Origin of the sequence: Polymorphum gilvum SL003B-26A1, assembly GCF_000192745.1 — a bacterium.
Classification (GTDB): Bacteria; Pseudomonadota; Alphaproteobacteria; order Rhizobiales; family Stappiaceae; genus Polymorphum; species Polymorphum gilvum.
This window is the reverse complement of record NC_015259.1, coordinates 2,760,734-2,786,644: the sequence shown is the minus strand read 5'-3', so window position 1 is coordinate 2,786,644 and position 25,911 is coordinate 2,760,734. Positions and strand designations below refer to the sequence as shown.

Here is a 25,911-nt window from a genome sequence, read left to right as displayed (position 1 = left end):
TTCGCGACATCTTCGCGGCACCCTGTTGAACGCGGCCCATGCCGGGCCTATGTTGTCGGCAAGGTGAATGTCATGCGATACGTGCAACTCCTGGATGTCGTGCCGATGCCGCTGCGGGTCTGGCTGACCTTGTGGGATCTGCAGGACCAGCAACAGATTTCGATCGAACTCGCCGAGGCGCGCGACGATCTCGAGCCGGGAATGCTGTTCCGGTTCGACCAGGACGCGGCTCCGCACCAACCCATGCTGGTCCAGATCGATGCCGGGCAATTGCCGGCCGGCGTCGTTCCGGCGCTCGGCGTGGCTGAAGACGGCGCACCGTCGGGCAAGTCGGGGCACCATGAGGCAGGCATAACGATATCTGCTTCAATGTACGCCTGATTTTCGTTGCGGGCGCAGCCAAGGGTTGCTTAACCTCGGGCCGGTCAGACAGAACGAGCCGACGTTGCAGAGACACGAATGGCTGAGCCATCCGAGAACGGTCCCTTCCTTCTCCCGCATGATGCCCTTGAACACCTGTCTCCGTCGGAGTTTCGAGTCGCCCGCCCGCCCGCGACGGTGACGTGCGCCGTTGCGACGCCCTTTGGCGCCTGCATCCCTAACGTTTTCGACTGGTCGCCGGGCGACGCCCTGCTGTTTGCCAATCCGTCCACGCCTCAGACCGAGGCAGTTTTCTGGGTGCAGCGCGCGCTCGGATTTGCGTTCGAACAGGCCATCTGGACGCATGCGGCGGTCCTCGATGCGACGCTACGTGTCTGGGATGCCATGCCGGGCAAGCACGTCTGCGTCTGTTCGCTCGCCGAGACGCTGAGCGAGCGGCGACAGCTCGTGTCCGTCCGCAGGGTCAAAGGCAAGGCGGTCGATCCGGACGCGCTGCAGGAGTCGCTGGAGCTTTTTTCGGGCAACCAGTACCGGATCTTCAACATCAGCACCGCCAACCTGTTGCTGAACCGTCTCGGCGGTCGCTCGCCGATCTATGCCGAGCGGCCCGACGACACCCAGGTCATTTGTTCTTCCTTCGTCCAGAAGGTTCTGGTGCGCAGCCTGCAGATGCCACTCGTGAAGGATCAGTTCATTCCGGTTCCTGCCGATCTCTTTGCCCATGCGGATTTTTTCGGGGTGCCGGCCTACTGGTGCCGGGCGGTCTGAGCGTGGTACCGCGGTCCCGTTTCCTGTCTTCGCGGTTCGCACGGCGCGACCAGACAAGGGTGAGGCGGGGCGAGGGCAGGGCACCGGCCCCGCCACACCACTGTCGTCACCCAGGGCGAGCAGAGCGAGACCCGGGGGCACTCGGTCGCAGAGCGGCGGATGCAGGAATCGGGTCGCCCCGGCGCGCCTCTTCGAGGCTGCGGCAGGCGGCACTGCGAGTGGGTCCCGGATCTCCGCTGCGCTGCGTCCGGGGTGACGGGGAGGCGGTGAGGCACGGCCCGGCCACACCACTGTCGCCGCCCCACCGCCGCGCTCCTCCGCCGCCGCATCGGGACGAGGCTGGGAACGAGGCTGGGCACGAGGCTGGGAACGAGGCTGGGCACGAGGCTGGGACGTGAACGGGGTCGTGAACGGCGGACGGCGAAAAAGGGCGGTGCCACGCGGGAGCGGAATCCTGTAGGAAGAGCCAACCGTTTCCAGCAGCGCAGGGCCGCGTGACGTCATGACCTTGCCCCATCCCGACACTGGCGCCGACACCCCCTCCGGCGCCCGTTCCGACGGGCTTCCGCCCTATGCCGGCGCGGCCGGCGTCGTCGCAGTCGTCGCCGCCTGGGGCCTGGCGCACACGCTGCTGCGCGGGCTGGCCTCGCCGGTGCTCGGCACCGACGACATGCTCGAAAACGTCTTCGTGCAGTCGCTGGAGGCCGGCTACCTGCTGCGCCAGCCGCCGCTCTACGAATGGCTGCTGTGGACCCTGCAGCAGGCGCTCGGGCCGACGATCTGGAGCTTCCTGCTGCTCAAGTACGCCCTGCTGACGGTGGCGGCGCTGTTCCTGTTCCTCGTTGCCCGGCGGGCCATCGACGACCCGAGGGTCGCCGGCCTGTGCGTGCTGTCCTATTCGCTGCTCTACCAGTTCGGCTGGAACCTGCACGAGGGCGTCACCCACACGCTGGTACTGACGGCGGCCTGCGCGGCGAGCGCCTGGGCGCTGCTGCGGGCGATGGAGAGCGGCCGGCTCGCCGCCTATGTGCCGGTCGGCCTGGCGGTCGGGGCCGGGCTGCTCGCCAAGCATTCCTATCCGCTGTTCCTGTCCGCCCTGCTCGCCGCCGCCGTCAGCGACCGCGCCTGGCGTCCGCGCCTGCGCGTCGCCGGGCTCGCGCTCGCCCTTGCCGTTGCGGCCGCCGTCTACGCGCCCTATCTGGCGTGGACGCTCGGCCAGGGCCACGGCATCGTCACGGAAAGCGCCGGCGTGATGGGCACGGCGGCACCGGCACCGCACCTGCAGCGCGCCGGCACCGGCCTTGCCCTGCTGGCCTGGAGCCTCACCGGCTTCTCCATGCCGTTCCTGGCCATCGTCGTCGCGCTGTTCTGGCCGCAGGTGCGGGCGGTCGGCACAGGCGCCGTGCCGCGGGCCAACGACGTCGCCCGGCTGTGCGGCCGCGCCACGGTCGTCGCCGTCGCCGTCACGGCGCTGCTGATCGTCGCGACCGGGGCGACCTACGTCAAGGAGCGGCACATGCACGCCGTGCTGCTGCTGCTGCCGATCTGGCTGTTCGCGCGCATCGCGGCGGCGCCGGGCGCCAAGCGCTGGCGCGCGCTCGGCCTCACGATCGCCGCCGTCGCCGCCGTGGCGCTGGTGGCGCGCGTGCCGGGGCTCGTCATCCCGGAGCGGCTCGCCTGCGGCGGCAAATGCCGCCCGCTGACGCCCTATGCGGAGATCCGCGACGACCTTGCCGCGCTCGGCGCCGGGCAGGCGACGCTGGTCGGCGACGACGCCTATACCGCGGGGAACCTGCGCGTGCTGTTTCCGACCGCGCGCGTCGCGATCCCCGCGTGGCGGCCGCCGCTGCCGCCGCGCGCCGCCTGCCTCTATGTCTGGGACGCCGGCGAGGCGCCGCCCGCGGCGGCGGCCGCGGACGCCTTCGTGGCGCTTTTTTCCGGTGGCCGGCTGCCGGTGCGTGCCGGCGAGGCGCGCTATCTCGCCGGAGCCTGGTCGCATCCCTGGAAGCCGGAGGGGTTCAGGGTCACCCATTGGGGCGTGCAGCCGCTCGACGCCGCCGATCCGCTGTGCCAATGAAGGACGCCGTCTTTCGGGGAGGAATCATGTCCGACGCATCCGCCGACACCGTTGCCATCGTGCCCGCGCGGCGCGAGCATCTGCCCGCCATCGTGGGCCTGATGAACGCCAGCGCGGTCGGCGCGCGCGCCGGGGCGGAGAGCGAGGACCTGGCGCCCTACGCCCGCGCCTTCGAGGAGATCCTGGCCGCGCCGGAGACCGATCTCTACGTCGCGCTCGACGCCGGCGGCACGGTGGTGGCGACCTACCAGATCACCTATTGCAAGGGCCTTGCCTTCCGGGGCCGGCCGCGGGCGACGGTGGAGAGCGTGCACACGCGCGCGGACCTGCGCGGGCGCGGCATCGGGGCGAAGATGATGCGCCATGCGGTGGACCTCGCCCGGGCGCGCGACTGCTGCATGGTGCAGCTGACCTCGAACAAGCTGCGCCCCGACGCGCACCGCTTCTACCTGCGTCTCGGCTTCGACCAGAGTCATCTCGGTTTCAAGCTGATGCTGTGACCGTCGGCGGCTTTTTTGTCGCCGGACGCTTGCCCCGCGGCGGCGGAGGCTCTAAATCCATCGGTATTCGCCGATGAATTTGCGATCCTTCGCAAGCAGGGCCGTGCACCGCAGGAGGGCATCATGACCGTTACCCAGACCCAGCCGATCGAACTGCACTACTGGCCGACGCCGAACGGCTGGAAGGTATCGATCATGCTGGAGGAACTCGGCGTTCCCTACGACCTGAAGCTGGTCAACATCGGCAAGGGCGACCAGTTCAGGCCCGAGTTCCTGGCGATAGCGCCCAACAACCGCATGCCGGCGATCGTCGATCCGCAGGGACCGGACGGGAAGCCGATCTCGGTGTTCGAATCCGGCGCCATCCTGATGTATCTCGGCCGCAAGTTCGGCCGGTTCTACCCGACCGACGAGCGCACCCGCGTGCAGGTCGAGGAATGGCTGATGTGGCAGATGGGCGGCTTCGGCCCGATGCTCGGCCAGAATCACCACTTCCGCCTCTACGCGCCGGAAAAGATCCCTTATGCCATGGAACGCTACCTGAACGAGACGCACCGGCTCTACGGCGTGCTGAACAGGCGCCTGGAGGGACGCGACTTCGTCGCTGGCGCCTATTCCATCGCCGACATGGCGATCATCGGCTGGGCGCAGGGCTGGCAGAACCAGGGCATGGACCTCGACGAGTTCGCCAACGTGAAGGCCTGGAAGGCGCGCGTCGAGGAGCGTCCCGCCGTGGTCCGTGGCCTCGCCGTCGGCCGCGCGGAGCGCGAGAAATTGCAGCTGGCGGAGAACAAGGACGCCCAGAGCGTGCTGTTCGGCCAGCGCGCCCGCTGAGCCCGCAGCCCGGACGATCCGGGGGGCGCCTGCCCTAGCGCAGGCGCGTCCAGGTCTCGCTCTCGCACAGTTCGACCAGCACGCGCACGCAGCCCCTGACCGTCAGCCGCCCGCGGTCGGCGGCGGTCAGCGTTGCGACGGCGGAAAAGCCGCGGCGCGGGTCGTAGGTTCGCCCGCGCCAGATGTCGCCGGCGGGGGCGAGCTGCCACAGCACGGTCAGGCCGAGCACCTTGCGCGCGCGTTTCGACGCGTCGCGGTTGTTGGCGTCGCGCGTCGTCTCCATGGTCAGGCCCGGCGGCGGGCGGAAGCGCACCAGCCGGCCGCAGGGCGCGCCGCCGCAGGCCTCGATGCGCACCACCGCGCCCTCCGGCGTCAGCCAGTCGCCGGCGATGTCGGGCGCGGCGCGCGCGGGCGTGGCCGCCGACGCGACCAGCACGCCGAGGCCGAGGGCGAGGGCGAGCGCGAGCGCTAGGGCGGACGAAATCCCCGCCGCCGTCATCGACATGCCCGTCGCGGGTGGGCGAGAAACCGCATGGCGCTGCTCCGCAATTTCGATCGTGGTGAACGAAGCGTGACGCAGCGAGGATAGCGATTGTGCGGCACGGTCTGTTTTTGCTGCGCGAATCCGCTTCGCGTGCTTAGCGAAAGGTGAACTTTACCCAAGCTTAAAGCCTTGTTTGTCTTGCATTAATTTAAAAGTTTAACGCCCCTTTCAACGCCTCGCGGCAGTATTTTTCGCAGAAAGCGCGGCAATTGTTGGGTGTCATGCGCTTTCGGGGACCGCCGCCCGCAGCGGGCGGCCAACAGGGAAGGGGAGAGCGCTATGGCTCGCTTTGACATGCAGTCGGCCGACATGGCCATCATGGGCGAACAGCCCGCAACGGCCGAGATCCTGTTCCAGCTCGGCCTGGACAGCGCCTGCGGGCGCAGCGGCCGCACGGACCTGGTCGCCGCGCACAAGTGGTTCAACCTGGCCGCCATGAAGGGCAGCCGCGAGGCGGTGCTCTACCGCAAGGAAGTCTCCGGCGAGATGAGCGCCGCCGAGATCGCCGAGGCACAGCGCTCGGCGCGCGAATGGCTGAGCCTGCATTGAACCGGGCACGCCGGAACCGGTCCGGCCAGCCCCGCTTGTGCCGTCGGGCGACGGCGCGCGCCGTATCGACGCGCCGTCGCTGGCCCTGAGCGCTGGCCCTGAACGTTGCCCGATGCGCGCCTGATGGGCGCCTGAGCGACCCGTAGGCTTGCCCCGGAGTTCGCCTCGGATGGTGCCGGAGCGTCCCGCCCCGGAGGCTCGCTCGCGTTCCAGATCAAATCCAGACTGACGATCTTGGCCGCCGCATCCGGCGACCGCCGGTCATCGAGCCGGCCAGCGCCGACGCGTGCGCCGACAGGGCAGGGACCAGTGCGGCACATCCGGCGCGGCCCGTGTCCCGTTCGCCGTGACGGGTTTTTCCAACGTCGATCAACCGGCTCCTTGCCCAGGCAAGGCGCATGCGACGCGCGAGCGGACCCGATCCCGCGTCCGAGTCGCGCGTCCGGCCGAAAGCCGGCAAGACCGGGCCCGAAGGCCCGGCCGCAGAGTGCTCCGCAAGGAACGCCCGCACCGAACGTCCCTAGGATCGCCGCGCCGTCAGCGATAGGGGCTGCGGCAGTAGTGATAGCGGCCGTCGAAGCCGAGATACATGTCCGTCGCCGGGTTGTAGGACCGGTAGCGGTTGAGGCACCAGCGCACATGGGCGCTGCGGCTGTAGCCCGGAGGCGGCGGGGGCGGGCGGCCCCAGACCGGCGGCGGGGGCGGCGGCGGGCGGCCCCAGCCGGGCGGTGGCGGCGGCGGGCGGCCCCAGCCGGGCGGTGGCGGTGGCGGTGGCGGGCGGCCCCAGCCTGGAGGCGGCGCCGGACCGCCCCAGCCCCAGCCGGGCGGCGGCGGCACAGGCTGCGCCAGGCGGATGTGGTCGTCCGTCGCCTGCGGCCCGGCCGCAGCGGTCGGACCGGCGGCGGCGGACAGGTCGCCGGCCGGAGCGGTGGCGGCGCCGGCCGCGGTGGCGGCAAGCCCGAGCGGGGCTGCCAGCATCAGGCCGAACACCAGTGTCTTCAAGGTCATGCGTACCTCCTCGGTCTTCGGCGTGCCCAGCCTTCGGCCGGCACGCCCGGCTCAGGGTGGTCGGGGAACGAGCCGGCCACCGTGATCCGCGACACAGTGTGGACCGGTTCCGCTCGGTTCCGACAGTCGGAAAACTCCGGATGGCAAACAAAGGATGCACGGTCCCTGCCGGGCCGGCCGCGGGGACCGCGGCACGATCCACAGGAGCGTAAGCGCAAATCCCTTGCAATCGCGGCGATATCCTTTATCAGAAGCAGCTACCGGAGAGGTGGCCGAGTGGTCGAAGGCGCTCCCCTGCTAAGGGAGTAGGCGTCAAAAGCGTCTCGTGGGTTCGAATCCCATCCTCTCCGCCACTTGCCCCTGCGAAAGCGTTCTCCCGATCCGGCTGCGGCCGGATTTTTCCGTTGTTTTCGAGGGTTATGCGGGTGGGACTGAGCACTGGCCCCGGTGCCAAGAGGCCCGGAAGCGGTCTCTCAGGGCCGATATTCTCCGGACCTCATGACTGCGCCGATTTGGTGAATTCTCTTCAAAGCACTGGAAAGACAACAATAATAGAGCGTCGCGGCTATGCACTTCGATGTCAGGGGCGTTCACCAAAAGCTCCTGAGATCCAAAGCCCGTTCACTGCAACTTGGCGCATCAAAGTATCCTTTGTCCGTCGCAGCAATGGTCGTCGATCCCAACGACTTCCTGATTGTGATATCGGACTCTTTTGTTCATTGTGACCCAAAGCGGGGAGCAATGCCATGAAGGCCATGTCCGCACGGGACGCGAAGCATCAGTTCGGCCTGCTCATCGACACCGCCCGAGCCGAACCGGTGGTGATCGAGAAACACGGCCGCCCGGTTGTGGTGGTCGTGGCCGTGGAAGAATTCGAACGGCTGACGGCGCTGAGTGACGCAGCGACTGTCGAGCCTCGGGAAAGTTGAGGGTAAGAGGCAATGGCCAGGCGGGCGCAAAAGGATGTATTGCTGGCTGACCTGACCGGGCTTTGGGGCTCGGCTGGCGGCAGGACGCTGCGCGAAGCGCTCGGCAAGGCTGCAGGCGAGTTTGACGAGGTCAAGCAGGCGCGAAAGTTTGTGGACTTGTTTTCTGGCTGTGGAGGGCTGTCTCTCGGGCTTTCTCTGGCGGGGATGCGTGGCCTCTTTGCAATAGAGCGCGACGATATGGCATTTGAGACGTTCTCCACCAATTTCATTGGGGATGACTCGCCAGAAGCATACCGCTTCATGTGGCCGTCCTGGCTGGACCAGCGGGCGTGGGGTATCGATGAGGTCCTCGGAGAGCACAAGGAACAACTCGAGCAACTGCGCGGCGAGGTCGAGGTTCTAGCCGGTGGCCCCCCCTGTCAGGGATTTAGCTTCGCGGGACGGAGAATAGAGGACGATCCCCGGAACCTACTCTTCAACAAGTATGTTGAAGTCGTTGAAGCTCTGCAGCCGAACGTGCTGGTCCTAGAAAACGTCCCGGGCATGCAGGTAGCCCATAAGAGTGGAGCCGTGGTTGACCTGCAATCGGGGCGCTCGCCGCGAAAGCAATCCTTTTACGAGAGGTTGGCTGATAGTCTCGATACCGCAGGTTATGTGGTGAAAGCCGAACTCTTGGATGCGTCCCGCTTCGGAGTACCGCAGAAGCGTTCCAGGCTTATCGCCATCGGCATACGAAAAGGTCTTTTGCCATTTCTTGCTGGCGGCATCGATCGCGTCTTTGCTTTGCTAGAAGAAGCACGGTGTCAGCAGCTGCGGGAACTCGGGGTAGGCGAGGTCATATCTGCCGCAGATGCGATCTCCGACCTGGAGATTGGAGATCGCCCAATGGTGCCCTGCACCGATGCCCAATCGCCGCGTGGTTTTTTCGAGGCCACGCCCCGCTCAGCTATGACGACCTACCAAGAGCTCATGCGTCAGGGCGCCTCGGGCACGCCTAACAGCATGCGGCTAGCGCGTCACCGAGATGAAGTTCGCCAAAGGTTTGCCCGGATACTCCTGGAATGTCGCAAGGGCGTCCGGATGAACGACGAGGCGCGCCTCGGATATGGTCTCAAGAAGCACCGAATATACCCCATGTCTCCAACTGAGCCGGCGCCAACGATTACGACTCTGCCTGACGATGTACTGCATTATTCAGAGCCAAGGATCCTTACGGTCCGAGAAAGTGCGCGCATTCAGTCGTTCCCTGATTGGTTTTTGTTTAAGGGCAAATACACAACAGGGGGCGACCGGCGGACACGCGAGTGCCCGCGGTATACTCAAGTCGGCAATGCCGTACCACCGTATCTGGCGCGTGTAATCGGGATGGCAGTATCGCAGGCGCTGAAGGAAATTGAGCTTGCGCAAGCGGACTTTGCAACAAGTGAGCTGCGCACCGTAGCGGCAGCGGAGTAGCGTGTGACTGAAGGTATGCTTGCACCGCGGTTTCCCGCGCAGCTTCTTGACTGGGCCGGCAACCGGTCAGGAGGCGTGCGCCGTCCCTTCGATGAGTCAAGTGGCCGGCCGGGAGAACGAGTTTTTAAGACGAACCTTCTGGCCAAGCTCGATCGGTGGTGCGCCGAAGTTGGCAGGGGGATCCCAGAGGCACCACGCGTGGTCCTGCTCGTAGGCGGTCCCGGCAACGGGAAGACCGAGGCGATCGAAACGACTATGGGATGGCTTGATGCCTCGCTTAACTGCGGGGGTGCCCTGTTAGGGGAACTCGCGAGCAGATTTAGTCCTACAGAAGGCAAGGTGCCTCGTTTAGTCTCCGTCGACGCCGGTCGACTAGCTCGGCCCCCACGCGGAGACATTGCACTGTCGATCGTGCAAGATGCCTCCGTTGTTGCCGGCGCCACGGGCAAGTCAGCAGCTGAGCTTTTGCTTCAGGAACTCGGTAGCGCGCTCGCCGACGGCGCGACCGGGCTGTATCTTTGCTGCGTAAACCGCGGTGTGCTAGACGACGCGCTTATATTGGCCGCGGAAACAGATCAGCCCGCATTGCGCACATTGCTGGAAAGGGTAACCCGGGCGGTCAGCCTTCTTCCCGACGCGCCGTCGTGCTGGCCCCTTGGGGGACACCCGGATATCGCCGTCTGGCCGATGGACATGGAGTCTCTGCTGGTTTCCACGGAAGACGGGGATCCGCCACCAGCTGAGCAGGTCCTCCGGCAAGCGATCCAAACGAGCTTGTGGCCCGCTTATGGCGAGTGCGAGGCTGGTCAGCGGTGCCCGTTCTGCACCAGCCGAGAACAGCTCTCGCACCCCCGCGAGCAAACAGGATTGCTCGCAATGTTGCGCTGGTATGAACTTGGTAGCGGAAAGCGCTGGAGCTTCCGTGAACTCTTTTCGCTGTTCTCGTATCTGCTCGCAGGCCACCGCCACGAGACGCGCGAGTCTGACCTCATGCCATGCGCCTGGGCCGCGAACTTGTCCGTTGCGGACGAGCAGGCCGTCCGCAAGGCCAAGCCGTCGTCGAGGACATCCTCGGCTATCTTCGAGCTAGTTGCTGCCCAGTACCATCATGCGCTGTTCCACCTTTGGGACCGAGAGGCCGGGCCGTCTTTGCTTAAGGACATCAAGGAGCTTGGGCTTCAAGACAACAACACCGCAATGGGATTGCACTGGTTCTTGAGCTCCAGACGATCTCCTTACCTGCCTACTATGATCGAAGGGGTATTGGACAGCTTCTCGGGCCTTCTCGACCCAGCTCTCGCTTCCCCCGACACCACTGTCGAGGTCAGTCGCAATACGAGCTACCGGCTCCGCGACATCGATACGCGCTTTAGCCGCTCAGTCGCCGAGGGCTTAGAGCATGTTCGCAAGTCACGAATCCTAACGGCGCTTGAGGTCGAGCTCCTGCGCCGACTGGCCGAGCTGGATACCTTTCTTTCTCGGCAGGATGTTCGCAAGAAGCGCCCCGTGACCGCGACCCGGATCCAAAGGATGGTGCGCGACTTCTCCTGCCGGCTGGTGCGTAGGTCAATCGGGGCTCGCACAATGACCGTTCTTGATGCCTCCGTCCTGCGTGAATTTCAGGCAGTCGTGGAAGACAAAAAAGACGACAGCCTGTTCGAAGTAGCACGTGAGATTGAGCTGTTGCTCAACAAAAACCAGGAGTTTGAGGTTTCCCTGACCACAACCTTTGGCCAGCCGCTTCCTCCTTCGAACGTGCAGGCATTGCTCGTCGTGCCGAGGCGGCATGTGCAGCCCGCTCACGCCGCCGCGGACGGGCGACCAGCGGCTCCATTGCGCTTTCTCGAGGTGGGAGAGGGTAATTCGGCGCAAGACGTTGCCTTGACCTATGACTTGTTCAAGGCGGTCAAGGATATCGAGCGAGGCATGTCCTATGCCTCCCTCCCGCGTTCAGTTCTCGCGCTACTCGACACCACAGGAGCACGCCTCGCTGGCCCAATCGTTCGGGATGTAAATGTTCTCCGTCGTGCCGAAATCCGGTTAGGCAGCGGCGTAACGATTGAGAAAAGGCGCTTAGGATTCGGTATGGTCGGCAGGAGCAACCGCCCATGAGCCTTGCGGACTTCCGGGACGCTCCTTGGGGCAAGTCGCATGCTGCTTATGGCAAAGGCGCGCTGGCAATGTCGCCAGCCCCGGAGTATGCGACGTCCGAAGTGGTCCTGTCATCTCTCTATCGGGTGATCGGGCTGCCCGGGGTAAACGAGCGTTCCGTGCCCCCGCAAGGCACCTGGCTGCAAGCGCGGATCAGGAACGCTCGCGAAAAGGCATCCAAACCATCCAACGGGACGCTCGATCCGGACGCTTTTGACACCCTGCTGAACGCGGTACTCGAGAGTCCCAAACGGTCGAACCAGTCCGCCAAACGCTTCCTGCAAGTCACACCTCTAGTGCCACAGCTGGCCCTGTTTTCAGGCTCGCCAAGGCTAGCAGGTAACCCGTGGACTCCCGGAACTCTGGTCCGACGAATGATCTGGCTGGGTTCACCAAACCGATCAGCAGCGGAAGAGACGTGGAAGTATTTGTTCGGAGCGCTTGCAGTCTGCGAGGATGACGACATCTTCGCCCGCTTCATTCAATCGGAGGTGGAGGCATGGCTGCCGGAGCCCAACTGGGAATTCGTGCCGGCTCCGCCTGAAGCGATGCCAGACTGCCCGGATGTAGGCGGCGGGGCGTTTCCTGCACGCCAGTTTGTGCAAGATCTCAATTCAGTCATCGCGGCAAAGGACCTCCTGACCCGGCGGCAGTGGACAAGCCTCCTTGAGGCCGTACTGCGCCTCGGAACAGTGGCACACGTCGTATGGCTCTGCGAGGTGCACTCGCGCGTCTGGACGTGCCTTTCTGAAGCGCTGAATGGTACTGGACCAAGATCCGCGGCCGACGCCCGTGCACGCATGTATCCTGATCGGTTTTCGTTTTTGCCGCTTTCGAACAAGCCGCTACCCGGAATCCGGGACAGCATCTCCCGTTACCTCACGGCCAGACTAGGAATCAACGCGACCCTTTGGGCTCTGGAGGAAGTCGGGGCGGCGCCAGCCAATGTGCTAGGATCTGCCAATGGACTAGCAGAGGTATGCGATCAGGTTCGTAGCTTTTGCACGGGCGCTCGCTCCTCGGAAATCCGCGATACGGTTGATGATCTTGTCGACCGTGAGACTAGAACGCTCCTATGCCGCAAGGGCATAGGGTCGAACATAAACGAGTTTGTCACCTACAGCCTTCAACAGCGCCAGACAGCCAACCCACGCCTCAGAGGCTATGATCAGGGATACCTGCTGCGCAAGCAAGGACCACACACAAATAGCCCATGGATTGTCTCGCCCGGCCCGGTCGCGATTATTGCCCTCGTTCATTGCTCGCTCGCTGGCGTCGCGGGTCCACGCTCGGTGCATAGGCTGGCGCAACACCTAGCCGAGTACGGCGTCGCGATGGACCATCGCGACATCCCCCAGAACGAGCTTGGCCACCAACTCCGGATGCTAGGTTTGGTTCTGGATAGCCCCGACGCTGAGAGCGGCATGCTGCTGGTCCCGCCATTCCGCCCAAACACCATTAAAGGGGCCACCGAATGAACAGGTTAGCATCGGCACTGGCAGATCGCATCCGATCGCGGATCGGTGCTAGCGCAACCAACGAAGACGCCCGCGAAATACGCCTGATATTCCTTGGGCCGCCGCACGAACTGATGTTTCAAGTTTTCGAAGATCTTACCAGGCAGCCGGATAGCATAGCGTTGAAAGACTTGCCGTTTCTCTTGCAAGTCCCGCGCGAAGAGCTTCCGGAGGGCAATCCAGCCGTTGGGGTATCTGGCTGGTGCGACGAGGATCACCTTCTTGATCTTCGCAACTTGCCAAGGTCAGCGAGCTTCGTCGCGCTCATACCCCCTGGCGAGCACAGCATCCTGTCGGTCGGCAGCACCACAGACAAGTTCGGCGTTGCTGAAAGCAACAACGGCGGGAACACGACTTTTGAAGCTTGGTGGGACGACAGCTTCATCCAAAGCCTTGTAGTGCAAGCGTTATCCCAGGCTGGCGTACCCGACGCGCTTGTCGAGGACGGCAGGCGGCTAGTGGAGGCTGCAGCGCGGGCTGCCGATGAAGTAGAAGCCGGGAACTCACCCCGCGAGGGCGCATGGCGGGTACTTTCGCGTCTGTTTTCCATCGATGCCGCCTCAGGTCTCCAGCCTGGCGTGGCCATCAGCCTTGCATGCGGCTTCCCGCCGATGCGCAACGGCGTGCTTGCTGCCAGGGAACAGATCGGAACACTCAAAAGTATTGCCGAGGCAATGTCAGAGGGCTTTCGAAGGAGCGTCGAGCGGCTGTCAGACGGCGCGAGTGATGAGGACCAGAGACATCTTGCGGCTTATCTGGACCACGTCCGCTCAGGTTGTGAGGTTGCCACTACGTTCGAACGGGCAACGCCTGCCTACTACCGCCCCGCAGGACAACTTGCCTTGCCGGCGGCGCCTGATTGGTGGGTCGCTCTCGACGTCGAGAAATGGACTGAATTGTTGGCAGAGGGATCGCCTGACGGCGATCCTGACGGTGACATCGCCATGATCTGCAGCAATTCGCTGGCGGCGCTAGGCAAGTCCATGCCCGTGATCGTGTCTGGTCAGGTAGATCTGCAGATAGAGACAAACGGCGGCGATCCAAATGGTGGTCGGATCGGGGTTAACCGTACGCCTGCTGCAGGCTATGGATTGATCGGGGACGTGGCCTCAGGCAGCGTCGAAACTCTATCCGACCCGACACCGCCAACCCACAAGCTGCCACTGACCTACAGGGCGATGGCGCAGGGCTTTAAGCCCGCGTCAATCAAAGTTGTTTCGCTCGCCACATGGCAACCAGGAATTGTTGTGGCCTGCCGGCTTGCCCGCAAGTTTTCACCACCTCGCAAACCCGCGAAGCGTGGCAGAGGCGCGGGAGCTGACTGGGAGGCAGGCCTCAGCGTGCCGGGACCTGGGCGGTACGAGTTGCTCGTTTTTGTTTCTCCTGGCGTTACTGTCGATGTGTCTGCCCGTGTCTCGGCCGATCAGGGAGATGGGAATGCAAGCACACCAACACTTGTCACCCTCCGGCAGGCAACGCCCGAAGTATACCGGTCGGAAATCGAAGCCGATGGCAACTGTCAGCTTGACCTGCATTTCTCGCGCCTTGGGAAAGATGGCAAACTCGCGCGCGAGATCTGCCGCACATTTATCACTTGTGATGATGTCCCAGAGGTGGGCTGCCGAAGCGAGTTCGAACGCCTAATCAAGGTTAACCGGCGCCAGTTGGAAGGCTTCGATGCCAAGGCTGTTATCACCGTGAACCGTGCCGTCAGATCAACGATGCTTCAAGACTGGATTCTTTCCCCTGAAGCGATCCGGTCGTCATACCAGCCGATTGTTCTGGCGGAAGACTATGGAGAGCACTGGTCGCCGCCCAACTGGAACACCGGCAGCGAACCAATACTCTCTCGCGGAGCGTTCATTCAAGACTCCCGTCCGGCGCCAGTTGAATTCAACCCTCCACCCGAATTTCTGGATGCCCGTGAGGAGATTGCGGAATACATTCGCGGCGACGGAGACCAGTCGGGAGTGTTCGAGACTGCACGATTGGGCGAGTGGGCGCTGCGTGACGATCAGTTTGCATCGGCAGTCGAAAAATACGTGGATGCCTACCATAGGTGGATCGCGTCAGATCCAGGGGTTGCTTGCTGGGCAGACGTCATAGCAATATCGAGTTTGGACCCCAGTGGGCGGAGCCTCGCGCGCGAACCGGTCGCAATCTTGCTCTCGCCCATGCATCCAATGCGCGTTGGCTGGCATGTCGCGGCCCAGCGCATCCTCGTCGAGGCGGACGAGGCTGGGAAACCTTGCCCAGCTGCAAGCGTCCTAGATCCCGATTGCGTGCCAGATATTCTGTCTCTCCACCTTCGGTCGCCCGCCGGTGTTGACCAGGTAAACTTTTTAGCGGTCGAGAACGGCACTGACTACTGGTCTGTTCTTTGGAACGGGCGAGAGCTAGAGAAGCTGCCGGAGCGCTCGCTGGCAGCACCTTTCGGCGATGTCTTCGGCATCAAAGTCGGGGGAATCTCTGTTGGGTTCAGTGCCGCGCAAGTCATGCGCGCCCTCGACGACGTGTCCGACTTGCTTTCGGCGAAGCCTGTCGTAGCAGTTGCAGTTTCAAGCGCGGGCGGAACTACGGATGCGTGCAATGAAGGGCTGGTGGAATGGTGCGCCTTCCGGTTTCAGGAGGATTCCCGGAGGCCAAGGAGTAGGGCCGTCGGCCCCAGGTTCGTAGAGGTGTTTGACGACCGCCCGCAAGGTTCACGGCCAGATGAGGCGACGCTCTCGAACCTGTCGGAGGACACCGGCAATAGTGTCCGGTGGTATTCCGGCCAACCCGAGGGCGCAGTACCGGACCTTGGCATCATCGCCCAGTTGGATATGTCTGAGCCCCGTTCAGAGAGCATGGACGGCCGTACGCCTCTCAGCGCTGGGGGGATGATAAGGCATCGCGTCAGAAGGCAACTGCCGGGTGCGTTCCTCGCCGAATCTCGTCAGTCAACTACATCCGAACCCACTGGCGATATTCTGCTCGACAAGGTGGCAGCCCTGCTTTCCGCGGTTGAGAACCTAGGGTCAATCCGTACGGGCTTGCAGTTCGCGCCAAACGTTCACGAGATCCAGCATATGCTCAGGGAGCGCCGTACCGACTTCGTCGCAGTGTCATCGGCGGCAATCGACCCAGCTTGCTTCCTCGGTGGCTGGCTCGAGGGTGCCTATCTTTGGGACTTCGACCTACCATCTTACTCCCATAGAGCGGGTGACACGAATGGCTACTACCTTTTGTCCCAGGTTACCGACGCGGACCGGGACTCGCTGTCGCTCGCGCTTGCGCGGCTACCTGGCTGCGACAAACTGGACCCAGAGAAAGTGCAGGACGTCCTTTTGGAGGTCGCGCGGCGCGGCATCCCGACCATAAAGGGCCTCGCGGGCGACGACAGCGGGGCAACGGGGGACCTCGGAATATTCGTGGGCGTGCGTCTCCTTCAGGACCGCTTCCGAGGCAACCCTCACACAGGCGACGGACTCTTACCTGTAATTGGGGGAACGGCCGAGGACGCCACCATTGCGATTGTCGTGCCCGTCGATCCGTTTCGCGGATACATTGGGGACCTTTGCCGGGCTCTCGGAAAGGAACGGGGCGACCTAACGCAACTTCGGCCAGACCTTGTCGTTGTTGGCATTGATCTCTCGGGCGGAAATGTCCGGGTTAAGGTCACGCCGATCGAAGTAAAATGCCGTCCAACTTCCCGTTTCAGCGCCAACGAGGCAGTCGAGGCGCTCGACCAAGCAAAAGCGCTGTCACACCTCCTGTCCGCAATGCAGCGCCACGACGAACAGCCCCGGCTGTGGGCCATTGCTTACCAGCACTTGCTTCTTTCGATGATCGGTTTTGGGCTGCGCGTGTACAGTCAACATCCTGACGTCGTCGGCCACACTGCACGATGGTCCGAGTTCCACGAGCGAATTGCCCGCGCAATCCTCGACGGAAGCAACTGCGTGGAGGTCGATACTCGCGGGCGACTGATCATTCTGGACGATAACCCCTCGAGCAAGCCGCAGGACTTCGACAACGATGGCTTTGAGGAGACCATAGTAATCGGTCGCGGGGACGCCGGTGAGGTAGTGGCTGGCGACCCGGCTGCGTTCTACGATACGGTTCGAGCGCGTCTGGACGACTGGCAGCTAATGCCAGGCTCAGGGCCCGAAGCTGAAACTAGGGCCGCCGCAGATGCTCCCGAGGAGGCAGCGCCTGCCGGGATTCAAGATAAGGTCGGGGTGACTAGTGAGGATCTCGAGGTCATGCCTTCGCCCGCCGAACCATTGCGCGGAGAAGGCGACCAACGCCCCCCAGAGCCCGTGAGCAAGGGTGTCATACTTGATGTCGGGAAGACGATCGATGGCTTTCGCCCCCGCGACCTCGAGCTGAACATATCGGACACTCGCCTCAACCAGCTCAACATCGGTGTAGTGGGCGACCTCGGCACTGGCAAAACACAGCTGCTGAAATCCCTGATCGCCCAAATCGCGTCGTCGGGTCCAGAGAACCGCGGGCATCCACCGAGATTCCTCATCTTCGACTACAAGCGGGACTACAGTAGCGACGACTTCGTCGCCGCCACTGGCGCCCGCGTCGTCCGGCCGCACCGCATACCCCTGAATCTATTCGACACTCGTACTAGCGGCGACGTCCCTGCACCGTGGTTTGATCGGTTCCGGTTCTTTGCCGATGTGCTCGGAAAGATCTATTCTGGGATTGGCACTGTGCAGCGTGACAAGCTGAAGCGTGCGGTCAAGGAAGCCTATGATGGAGCAGCTCCGGGCACTCCACCTACACTGCGCGAGGTGCACACCGCCTACCACGAAATTGTCGACGGTAAGCCCGACTCCCCGATGTCGATCATCGGCGACATGCTCGACATGGAGATTTTCGAGGAAGATCAATCAAAAACTGTACAGTTCGACACTTTCCTCGACGGAGTCGTCGTTATCGCGCTTGATGCTCTTGGTCAGGACGACCACAGCAAAAACATGCTCGTCGCCGTACTGCTGAACATGTTCTATGAGAACATGCTCCGGACCCCAAAGCGGCCCTTTCTTGGTAAGGATCCGCAGCTGCGAGCAATCGATTCCTACTTACTTGTCGACGAAGCCGACAACATCATGCGCTATGAGTTTGACGTGCTGAGAAAGCTACTGCTTCAGGGGCGTGAATTCGGGACCGGCGTCATCTTGGCCTCCCAGTACCTTCGGCATTTCAAGTCTGGTGGCACCGACTACCGGGAGCCACTGCTTACTTGGTTCATTCATAAAGTACCTAACGTAACGACCGCCGAACTGTCGGCTTTGGGCCTAACGGCTACCGCGGCCGAAATGGCGGAGCGCATAAAGGGACTGGGAAACCACCAATGCCTCTACAAGTCTTTCGATGGCCCAGGCGAATTCATAAGGGGCTACCCATTCTTCGAGCTCATACGGACCCGGGAAGCTGCTGAGCAGTAGGAAGACGCGGTGGTCGATTTCCTGAGCCCTTCGGAGCGATCGGAGCGCATGTCGCGGATCCGCTCGTCGAACACTGCGCCGGAAGTTGCGCTACGTCGCGCTATGCACGCCCTCGGCTTCAGGTTCAGGCTTCACAGCAAGGGCTTGCCAGGCAAGCCTGATATCGTCCTGCCGCGCTATAAGACTGTCATCTTCGTCCACGGCTGTTTCTGGCACCGCCATCGAGGCTGCAAGGTCGCCACCACGCCAAAGACCAATACTGAGTTTTGGGTAGAGAAGTTCGACCGAAATGTCGCGCGCGATGCGCGGACTAGGGAACAGCTCGAAAGGTTGGGATGGAGGGTAATCGTCGTCTGGGAGTGCGAGTTGAGGTCCGCAAATCAGGTGGCTGGGGCTGTGCGCAGAGTCGCGGATGAAATTTGCCCTGAACGATTCGTGGGAGCTCCGGCGGGAAACTAAGCCGTATCCATCTGAATGGCCCCTGAACCCCGGGCCTCGGCTAGGCGCGGGCCGCTCGCTGCTCCCACCAGTCCAATGGAAACGGTTCCAACATCCGTGCTAGCGTCACGTTCGGTCCTTTCCTACCGTCCAGAATCGCCTCGACGATGTCGGGCGCAAGAAGCGTCAGCCGCAAGACGCGGGTCATGTAAGATGGCGCAATCCCCTCGTGCTCGGCCAGTTCGGCGATGCTAGCGAACTCACCTGACCCGAGCATCCGCTTCCAGCGGAACGCGCGGGCCAACGCCTTGACCAGCGTGCTGTCTGTCCGCCGCGGTTGCGTGGCGCCCTCGGGCATCTGCATCTCCTTCCGCCCGCCACGCTTTACGATCCTGAATGGGACGTGGAGCGTGACAATCTCCGGGATCGGAGCCCTGAATAGCCCCTAGATTTCTGGACGCCTTCTTCCCTAATTTTGAGGCAAGGAGGCCATGATGGGGACCGGCAGTTTCAGTGACGATTTCAAGCGCGATGCAGTGGCGCAGATCACCGAGCGGGGTTACCCGGTTGCGGAGGTGTCGAAGCGGCTGGGTGTGAGCCAGCACTCGCTCTACGCATGGAAGAGGAAGTTCTCGAAGCCATCCGGTTCAACTGATGGCGATCAGGCGGCAGAGATCCGTCGCCTGAAGAAGGAGCTGGCGCGCGTCACCGAGGAGCGTGACATCCTAAAAAAAGCCACCGCGTATTTCGCCAGGGATGCAAAGTGAGATACGCGTTCGTTGCCGAGCATCGCCAGCAGTTCACGGTTCGGGCGATGTGTCGTTGCCTGTGCATCCAGCCCAGCGGTTTCTACGCCTGGCTGAAGACCCCCCTGAGCAGGCGAACTCGGGAAGACGCACGTCAGACCGAGCTTCTCAGCAAGGCCTGGAAGGAGAGCGGCAGGGTCTACGGCTATCGCAAGCTGCACGACGACCTTCTCGATCAGGGAGAGACCAGTTGCGCCAACCGCATCGCTCGTCTGGCAAAACTGGCCGGGATCAAGGCGCAGATCGGCTACAAGCGCCGGCCTGGCTCCTATGGCGGCAAGCCGTCGGTCGTCGTCGACAACACCCTTGCCCGGCAGTTCGATGTCGAAGCGCCGGACAGGGCGTGGGTGACTGACATCACCTACATCCGGACCCAGGAGGGCTTTGCCTATCTGGCGGTGGTGATCGATCTGTTTTCACGCCGCGTCATCGGCTGGTCACTGCAGAGCCGCCAGACCACCGATGTCGTGTTGCAGGCATTGCTGATGGCGGTGTGGCGTCGAAAGCCCAAGAGCAGGGTTCTGGTCCATTCCGATCAGGGATCGCAGTTCACCAGCATGGACTGGGCAGCGTTCCTGAAGCACCACAATCTTGAGCACTCGATGAGCCGTCGCGGCAACTGCCACGACAATGCCGTGGCGGAGAGCTTCTTCAATCTCCTCAAGTGTGCACTTAACCTTCTTTCCGTGCTATCGTTGGAAAGGAGGAAGATCCCATGGGACAATCATCAACAGCAAGGCAGGCCTCGCCTCGTGATGCCGCCAGCAAGGTGGCGCAGCAGCGTTTGAGCGTGCTTGAGCTGGCGAGGGAACTCGGCAACGTCGCCGAGGCCTGCCGTCAGCGAGGCATGGACCGGACCAGCTTCTACGAGTGGAAGCGCCGGTTTCAGACGCAAGGGTTCGACGGGCTGAAGGACCTGCCGCCGATCCACAAGAGCCATCCGCAGACGACGGCGCCCGAGGTGGTGGACAGGATCAAGGAGCTTGCGCTGGCGCATCCCGCCTATGGCTGTAATCGGCACGAGGCGATGCTGGCGCTGGAAGGTGTCCGGGTGTCGTCGATCACCATCCAGAAGATCCTCAACGAAAGCGGCCTCGGCACCAAGGTCGAGCGCTGGCTGGCGCTGGAGGCACAGAACGCCGAGACGGCCATCGAGATCACGCCCGAACAGGCCGCCTTCCTGGAGAAGCTGAACCCCTGCTTCCGGGAAAGGCACGTGGAATCAAGCGCGCCGGGCGAGCTCCTGTCGGCCGACACGTTCTTCGTGGGCAGTCTCAAGGGCGTCGGCAAGGTCTATCTGCACGCCGTGGTCGATACCTTCGGCAGCTACGCCTTCGGCTTCCTGCACGTCTCCAAGCAGCCCGAGGCGGCGGTCGCAGTACTGCACAACGACGTGCTGCCCTTCTACCGCCATCTCGATTTGCCGGTGAAAGCCGTGCTGACCGACAATGGCCGCGAGTTCTGCGGGACGGACCGGCATCCTTACGAGCTCTATCTCGACCTCAATGGCATCGAGCACCGCCGCACGAAGGTGAAGACGCCAAAGACCAACGGCTTCGTCGAGCGCTTCAACGGCACGGTGCTGGACGAGTTCTTCCGGGTGAAGATGCGCGAGACTTTCTACGAGACCGTCGAAGCCCTGCAGGCCGATCTCGACGCCTGGCTCGTCCACTACAACACAGAGCGCCCGCATCTGGGCTACCGCAACCAAGGCAGACGGCCTGTCGAAACCGTCATGTCATTCGTTAGCCAAGAAGGTTAAGTGGACAGCTCAAGCGCGAGCGGATACGGCGCAGGACCTACCGAACACGCGAGGAGGCAAGGCAGGACGTGTTCGACTACATCGAGATGTTCTACAATCCAAAGCGAAAGCACGTCAGGAACGGGATGCTGTCACCCGTCGAGTTCGAACGGCAGCACGAAATGTAACCCGAGGGTGTCCACAAAAGTCGGGGCTATTCACTCCTTTCCGACGATAGCACGGAAAGAAGGTTAAGTGCACACCTCAATCAAGTTAGTGCACCTTGAGCGCAGCTTGCTCCCCGAGACCGTTTTCGATCCCGACACGAATGCCATTATCGCAAAGCGTCCTAAGGAATATGATCCACCGCCACGCTAACCCGCTACCAGGCGGATGAGCCACGCCGGACGTATGCAAACCTTTCCACGTTTCTGCTACTATCTTAGCCTGATTTGACCTTCGGCTGCCCTCTCTCGTTCAAGCCGTTTAGCTCTTTCGGCTTGCTCTAAGCGAGCACTCCATTCGTTATGCGCGACCGGATCACTTAGAATAATTTTAAGTCCGCTGACCCGATTTCCATCGAGGTTGACGAAAACACGTAGGAGCGGTTGCGTTAGCCCGATTTGACCTACGTTAGGAGCGACAGATAACAGGCTATTTCTCTTTGATGGGTCGATATTACTAATTTCGGGCGTCCAAATAAACAAGGGCAGAGGGCTAAAGGGCGGGATCTCTACCTGCATACCATCGGGCCATTTGCTTGGCGCACCCACTCGAGAAATAGAAGATTTTTCAATATTAAAATTATATATAGGATTCATAATCTTTGCAGAAGGCTCACCAAAATTCTTTATCAGCAAATTTTCGATTACACTAATGTCAATTGACGTTTCAAAAAATTGATCAAGTGTAATAGATATAGAATGAAACGTCGAACCTTTAGACATAAGAAAGGCCGAGTATCGCGTACATACCCGGCCGTGCTCTTTGAACCTCAAGGCTTCGCATTCAGCGGTTCCTGCCGATACTCTCACATAAGGAATGGGCGATTCGCCCAATGCCCCCAAAAGTCGGCGTTCGGCGGTCGGCCTTAGATCATCAGGAAGCGCGCTGATTATCTCTGCATCGGTCATTCCAAGTTTTGTGTTTGTAACGGAAAAATCGGCTGCTGCAGCGGAGATCGGAGTCAGCGCCAGTAAGATGATGGCTAATCCTTTGAGCACGCGAACCTCGAAACGGAGATGAAGTTCTCAACTGCTACCAAATCCCGGGTCTCATTGGAATGAAGGCCGACCTCATGAATGGCGATTTTGGTTCACATCAGTAGCCTTTCCCCGCATAGCATGCTGGTGGCTTCGCTAATTTGCCAATCTGTCGGCTGAGCTACTCCCCGTCTCTTGGACAGATTTTCGGGTGATTTAAGCTACTGCCTGCACCTGCTGATCGGTTTCGATGGTGTTGAAGTAAACCACGGCGGGCGGCTGTCCGCTATGGGCGGTGTGAGGCCGCTGGTGATTGTAGAAGGTGATCCAGCGGCCGATGCCAGCCTTTGCCTGAGAGCCGGTCTCCCAAGCGTGCAGATAGACGCATTCATACTTCAGGGATCGCCACAGGCGCTCGATGACGATGTTGTCGAGGCAGCGCCCCTTGCCATCCATCGAGATCCGGGTGCCGACCCGTTTCAGCCGATCGGTCCAAGCGAAGGACGTGAACTGGCTGCCCTGATCCGTGTTCATGATCTCGGGTAGGCCAAACTTGTGGATTGCTTCGTTCAGCGCTTCGACGCAGAAGTCGGCCTCCAGCGTGTTCGAGATGCGCCAGGCCAGCACCTTGCGCGTGAACCAGTCCATGACGGCCACCAGATAGAGAAAGCCCCGGCGCATGGGCAGATAGGTGATGTCGGCGCACCAGACATGATTAGGCCGCTCCACCCGCAGCCCGCCCAGCAGATAGGGATAGGTTTTGTGCCCCTTCGCGGGCCGGCTGGTATCGGGCTTCTGGTAGATCGGCATCAGGCGCATGAGCCGCATCAGCCGCCGGATGCGCTTCTGATTCACGGCATGGCCCTCGTTCTGCAGGTGCCAGGTCATCTGCCGAACGCCGTAGAACGGGGTTTCGAGGAACTGCTGATCGATCACCCGCATCAGGGCGAGGTTCATCGCCGTCTCGCCCTGCGGTTCGTAGTAGAACGACGAGCGCGAGATCGACAGCAGGCGGCATTGCGCGCCCACCGACAAGGCAGGATGGTTCTTCTCGATCATCCCGCGCCTCACTTGCCGGTCCAGGGCTTGAGCTTTCGTGACAAAAGATCGTTGGCCACAGCCAGCTCCCCAATCTTTGCGTGCAGCGCCCGCACCGTATCCTCATCAACCTCAGGGGCCTTCTTGCCGCCCCGCTCGAAGATGTCCGCCGCGCCGTCCAGCAACGCCTTCTTCCACTGGTGGATCATCGTCGGATGTACACCGTATTCGGCGGCTAGTTCCGATACCGTGCGCTCGCCCTTCAAGGCCTCCAGCGCCACGCGGGCCTTGAACCCCGCATCATGGTTCCTGCGTTTCTTCATATCCTGATCTCCTCGCTCTTGGAGACCAGCAGACGTCAGATCGTAGCTTCCGTCACTGTCCGATTTTTGGGGAGCAGCTCACTACGCCTGGAAGAAAAAGGTCTCCAAGCCATCAGGGGATGGCGATCAGGCGGGCAGAGTCCGTCGTCTGAAGAAAGAGCGACACGCGTCGCCGAGAACCGTTCTGCGCGAACCGGAATGTTTGTGCTATGGGACAATGGAACCGACAACGCCATGATGCAGGCACCGGCGTCAACCCGATCCCCTGTCCCCGACGATGACCGCACCGACCTATGCCACCCCGACCGACGACCAGGTGAGCTGGCGGGATTCCACGCCACAACCGGGGCGGCTGCCGGTTCATCTCGTGGCCTTCGTCCAGAGCGGTGTCGCGCCGATCCTCGGCGTGAAGGGCATCGACGACCGTCCGCTGGTCGGGTCGGGCGTTGCCTGCCGGGTGCGCGAGATGAGTGTGGTGCGGCTGTTCCTGGACTGCGCCCGCAACGCCCCGCTTCTGGCCGCGGTGGAGGCCGGCAGCGCCGTTGCCGCGACCTTCTCTAGCGCGCGCGATCACCGGTCGATCCAGATCAAGGCCGCCTCCGCCCGTCTTGACTCGCCCGAGTCCGAAGACCTGTCGGAGATTGCCCGGCAATGCGCGATCCTGCGGCACGAACTGGTCACGCTGAGCTATACCCCGGGACAGGCCCGCGACTACACCGCCTACGATCCGGGCGGGTTGGCGGTTGTGGAGTTCAGGCCCGAGCGCGTTTTTACCCAGACGCCTGGTCCCGGCGCCGGGGCGGAGTTGCGGCGATGAGCCCCTGTGGCTTGCGCGCCCTGCGCGGCGCGATGGAGGGGGTCGCGGCCTCGCTCCTGTGCACCTGCGATGCCGAGGGGCAGCCCAATGTCTCGATGATCAGCCAGGTGTACTGGGTGGATGACGACCACGTGGCCCTGTCCTGGCAGTTCTTCAACAAGACGCGGACGAACCTGCTGGCCACCGGAAAGGCTTGTGTCGAGATCTTCGATCCCCTGACCCATGCCCGCCACCGCCTGCATCTCGATCATGTCGAGACGCGCACGGAAGGCCCGCTGTTCGAGATGATGAAGTCGCGACTGGCGGGCATTGCCTCCCATCACGGGCTCGAGGGCGTCTTCCGGCTGCTCGGGGCCGATGTCTTCCGCGTGGCGGGGATCGAACAGCTGACGGCGCCTGCCGTGCCGGCCGAGCAGCCTGCGCGGCCCCTGCTTTCGGCCGCCCGCTCCTGCATCGAAGATCTCGCGCGCTGCCGAGACTTCGACGAACTGGCCGACAGGGTGCTGGATGGCGTGGTCCGGCATCTGCACATCGAGCACACGATCCTGCTGATGGCCGAGGGCGACGGGCGGCTGTTCGCCATTGGTTCGCGCGGCTATGCCGCCTCCGGCGTTGGAGCCGAGATCCTGCGAGGCGAAGGGGTGATCGGCGTTGCCGCGCGCGAAGCGGTGCCGATCCGCATCGGCCATCTGAGCGCGGACTACCGCTATGGTGCAGCGCTCGGGGCGGCGGCGCGGCAGGCGGGCCTGATCGCCGGGGAACCGCACGGCGTTCCGTTTCCCGGCCTCGGCGATCCGCACAGTCAGATCGCCGTGCCGATCCTGTCGGCGGGCCGTGTGCTGGGCGTGCTGTTCTGCGAATCGCCCGAGATCATGCGGTTCGACCATGAGGACGAGGACGCGCTGGTCCTGCTTGCGAGCTACTTCGGGGCACAGGCGAGCCTGCTCGGCGAGGAGGAGGCCGGGTCGCCCGATGGGCCGACCCCATCCCCGGCCGCATCCCCGGCCGCACCGGCGAGCTGTGTCACCGTGCGCCGCTACCCGCGCGACGACAGCCTGTTCCTCGACGATGACTATCTCATCAAGGGCGTCGCGGGGGCGATCCTCTGGCGACTTCTGCGCCAGAACGCAGAGACCGGGCGCACCGAATTCTCCACGCGCGAGCTGCGGCTCGACCGGTCGCTGAAGCTGCCCGACCATGCCGAGAACCTGGATGCCCGGCTCGTCCTGTTGCGCCGGAGGCTGGAGGAGCGCGGCGCCTGCCTGCGGATCGAGAGAAGCGGCCGCGGCCGGTTCCGGCTGGTCGCCACCTGCGGGATCGCGCTGATGGACATGGATCACGAGGGCTCCCCCGCGGCCTGAGAGCCGCTCGGTTTAGCAATCTTTTACG

The 25,911-nt window shown here is 62.8% G+C and carries 20 protein-coding genes, 1 tRNA gene and 2 pseudogenes; 18 read left to right on the top strand and 5 right to left on the bottom strand.

Features of this window, described 5'->3' with window-relative positions; genetic code table 11:
• The first annotated feature begins 72 nt into the window (after positions 1 to 72).
• The 5 genes from SL003B_RS13140 (at position 73) to SL003B_RS13120 (ending at position 4,560) form a co-directional block, all read left to right on the top strand.
• Positions 73 to 381: a hypothetical protein gene (locus SL003B_RS13140; protein ID WP_041375531.1), complete on the top strand. Its 309-nt coding sequence runs from the start codon at positions 73 to 75 to the stop codon at positions 379 to 381.
• 78 nt (positions 382 to 459) lie between these two features.
• Complete coding sequence (locus SL003B_RS13135; RefSeq protein WP_148259305.1) at positions 460 to 1,149, top strand: hypothetical protein; 690 nt, start codon at positions 460 to 462, stop codon at positions 1,147 to 1,149.
• A 502-nt stretch (positions 1,150 to 1,651) separates the two neighbouring features.
• On the top strand, positions 1,652 to 3,226 hold the full coding sequence (locus SL003B_RS13130) for a glycosyltransferase family 39 protein (RefSeq protein ID WP_013653340.1): 1,575 nt from the start codon (positions 1,652 to 1,654) through the stop codon (positions 3,224 to 3,226).
• A 26-nt stretch (positions 3,227 to 3,252) separates the two neighbouring features.
• Complete coding sequence (locus SL003B_RS13125; protein WP_013653339.1) at positions 3,253 to 3,726, top strand: GNAT family N-acetyltransferase; 474 nt, start codon at positions 3,253 to 3,255, stop codon at positions 3,724 to 3,726.
• Positions 3,727 to 3,849: 123 nt separating this feature from the next.
• Positions 3,850 to 4,560, top strand: coding sequence for a glutathione S-transferase N-terminal domain-containing protein (locus SL003B_RS13120; RefSeq protein ID WP_013653338.1), 711 nt, complete (start codon positions 3,850 to 3,852; stop codon positions 4,558 to 4,560).
• A 34-nt stretch (positions 4,561 to 4,594) separates the two neighbouring features.
• Here SL003B_RS13120 and SL003B_RS13115 read toward each other — a convergent pair whose 3' ends face one another.
• Complete coding sequence (locus tag SL003B_RS13115; protein ID WP_013653337.1) at positions 4,595 to 5,065, bottom strand: DUF2147 domain-containing protein; 471 nt, start codon at positions 5,063 to 5,065, stop codon at positions 4,595 to 4,597.
• 318 nt (positions 5,066 to 5,383) lie between these two features.
• Here SL003B_RS13115 and SL003B_RS13110 point away from each other — a divergent pair, with 318 nt between their 5' ends.
• On the top strand, positions 5,384 to 5,653 hold the full coding sequence (locus tag SL003B_RS13110) for a hypothetical protein (RefSeq protein WP_013653336.1): 270 nt from the start codon (positions 5,384 to 5,386) through the stop codon (positions 5,651 to 5,653).
• A 537-nt stretch (positions 5,654 to 6,190) separates the two neighbouring features.
• Here the strand turns inward: SL003B_RS13110 and SL003B_RS23725 are convergent.
• Complete coding sequence (locus SL003B_RS23725; protein WP_013653335.1) at positions 6,191 to 6,661, bottom strand: BA14K family protein; 471 nt, start codon at positions 6,659 to 6,661, stop codon at positions 6,191 to 6,193.
• 262 nt (positions 6,662 to 6,923) lie between these two features.
• On the opposite strand from SL003B_RS23725, the gene SL003B_RS13100 reads away from it, so the two are divergent.
• The 7 genes from SL003B_RS13100 (at position 6,924) to SL003B_RS13070 (ending at position 18,616) form a co-directional block, all read left to right on the top strand.
• Positions 6,924 to 7,014 (top strand) — tRNA-Ser (locus SL003B_RS13100).
• Positions 7,015 to 7,407: 393 nt separating this feature from the next.
• Positions 7,408 to 7,590 (top strand): type II toxin-antitoxin system prevent-host-death family antitoxin, encoded by a 183-nt coding sequence (locus SL003B_RS13095; RefSeq protein WP_013653334.1) that lies wholly within the window; start codon positions 7,408 to 7,410, stop codon positions 7,588 to 7,590.
• A 12-nt stretch (positions 7,591 to 7,602) separates the two neighbouring features.
• Positions 7,603 to 9,045 (top strand): DNA cytosine methyltransferase, encoded by a 1,443-nt coding sequence (locus tag SL003B_RS13090; protein WP_013653333.1) that lies wholly within the window; start codon positions 7,603 to 7,605, stop codon positions 9,043 to 9,045.
• A gap of 198 nt (positions 9,046 to 9,243) precedes the next feature.
• Positions 9,244 to 11,157, top strand: coding sequence for a hypothetical protein (locus SL003B_RS13085; RefSeq protein ID WP_206771930.1), 1,914 nt, complete (start codon positions 9,244 to 9,246; stop codon positions 11,155 to 11,157).
• On the top strand, positions 11,154 to 12,674 hold the full coding sequence (locus SL003B_RS13080; protein ID WP_013653331.1) for a hypothetical protein: 1,521 nt from the start codon (positions 11,154 to 11,156) through the stop codon (positions 12,672 to 12,674). The genes SL003B_RS13085 and SL003B_RS13080 overlap by 4 nt, the downstream gene beginning before the upstream one ends.
• Positions 12,671 to 18,157 (top strand): hypothetical protein, encoded by a 5,487-nt coding sequence (locus SL003B_RS13075; protein WP_013653330.1) that lies wholly within the window; start codon positions 12,671 to 12,673, stop codon positions 18,155 to 18,157. Before SL003B_RS13080 ends, SL003B_RS13075 begins: the two co-directional genes overlap by 4 nt.
• A gap of 9 nt (positions 18,158 to 18,166) precedes the next feature.
• Positions 18,167 to 18,616 carry a very short patch repair endonuclease gene (locus SL003B_RS13070; RefSeq protein WP_013653329.1) on the top strand — a complete coding sequence of 150 codons (450 nt, stop codon included), beginning with the start codon at positions 18,167 to 18,169 and terminating at the stop codon, positions 18,614 to 18,616.
• 40 nt (positions 18,617 to 18,656) lie between these two features.
• On the opposite strand, the gene SL003B_RS13065 is transcribed toward SL003B_RS13070, so the two are convergent.
• Entirely contained in the window at positions 18,657 to 18,953 is a 297-nt protein-coding gene (locus tag SL003B_RS13065) for a hypothetical protein (RefSeq protein WP_013653328.1), read from the bottom strand.
• Positions 18,954 to 19,086: 133 nt separating this feature from the next.
• Here SL003B_RS13065 and SL003B_RS13055 point away from each other — a divergent pair.
• From SL003B_RS13055 to SL003B_RS22795, 3 genes and pseudogenes are all read left to right on the top strand, one after another.
• Positions 19,087 to 20,066 (top strand): annotated as a pseudogene (locus SL003B_RS13055) (IS3 family transposase); the annotation flags it as partial.
• Between the two features lie 50 nt (positions 20,067 to 20,116).
• On the top strand, positions 20,117 to 21,163 hold the full coding sequence (locus SL003B_RS13050; protein WP_013651429.1) for an IS481 family transposase: 1,047 nt from the start codon (positions 20,117 to 20,119) through the stop codon (positions 21,161 to 21,163).
• An 8-nt stretch (positions 21,164 to 21,171) separates the two neighbouring features.
• Positions 21,172 to 21,330, top strand: a pseudogene (locus SL003B_RS22795) (IS3 family transposase); the annotation flags it as partial.
• Between the two features lie 249 nt (positions 21,331 to 21,579).
• Here the strand turns inward: SL003B_RS22795 and SL003B_RS23380 are convergent.
• Both SL003B_RS23380 and SL003B_RS13045 read right to left on the bottom strand, forming a co-directional pair.
• A complete protein-coding gene (locus tag SL003B_RS23380) occupies positions 21,580 to 22,365 on the bottom strand; it encodes a hypothetical protein (protein WP_148259304.1) in 786 nt (261 codons plus the stop codon).
• 195 nt (positions 22,366 to 22,560) lie between these two features.
• Positions 22,561 to 23,705, bottom strand: a protein-coding gene (locus SL003B_RS13045; protein WP_148259303.1) for an IS3 family transposase whose coding sequence is annotated in 2 segments (ribosomal slippage) — positions 22,561 to 23,450 and positions 23,450 to 23,705 — 1,146 coding nt in all. Because the reading frame shifts where the segments join, the coding sequence is not laid out codon by codon here.
• A 277-nt stretch (positions 23,706 to 23,982) separates the two neighbouring features.
• On the opposite strand from SL003B_RS13045, the gene SL003B_RS22375 reads away from it, so the two are divergent.
• Positions 23,983 to 24,522 carry a hypothetical protein gene (locus tag SL003B_RS22375; RefSeq protein ID WP_049792586.1) on the top strand — a complete coding sequence of 180 codons (540 nt, stop codon included), beginning with the start codon at positions 23,983 to 23,985 and terminating at the stop codon, positions 24,520 to 24,522.
• Positions 24,519 to 25,883 (top strand): GAF domain-containing protein, encoded by a 1,365-nt coding sequence (locus tag SL003B_RS13030; RefSeq protein WP_013653322.1) that lies wholly within the window; start codon positions 24,519 to 24,521, stop codon positions 25,881 to 25,883. Before SL003B_RS22375 ends, SL003B_RS13030 begins: the two co-directional genes overlap by 4 nt.
• The last annotated feature ends 28 nt before the right edge of the window (positions 25,884 to 25,911 follow it).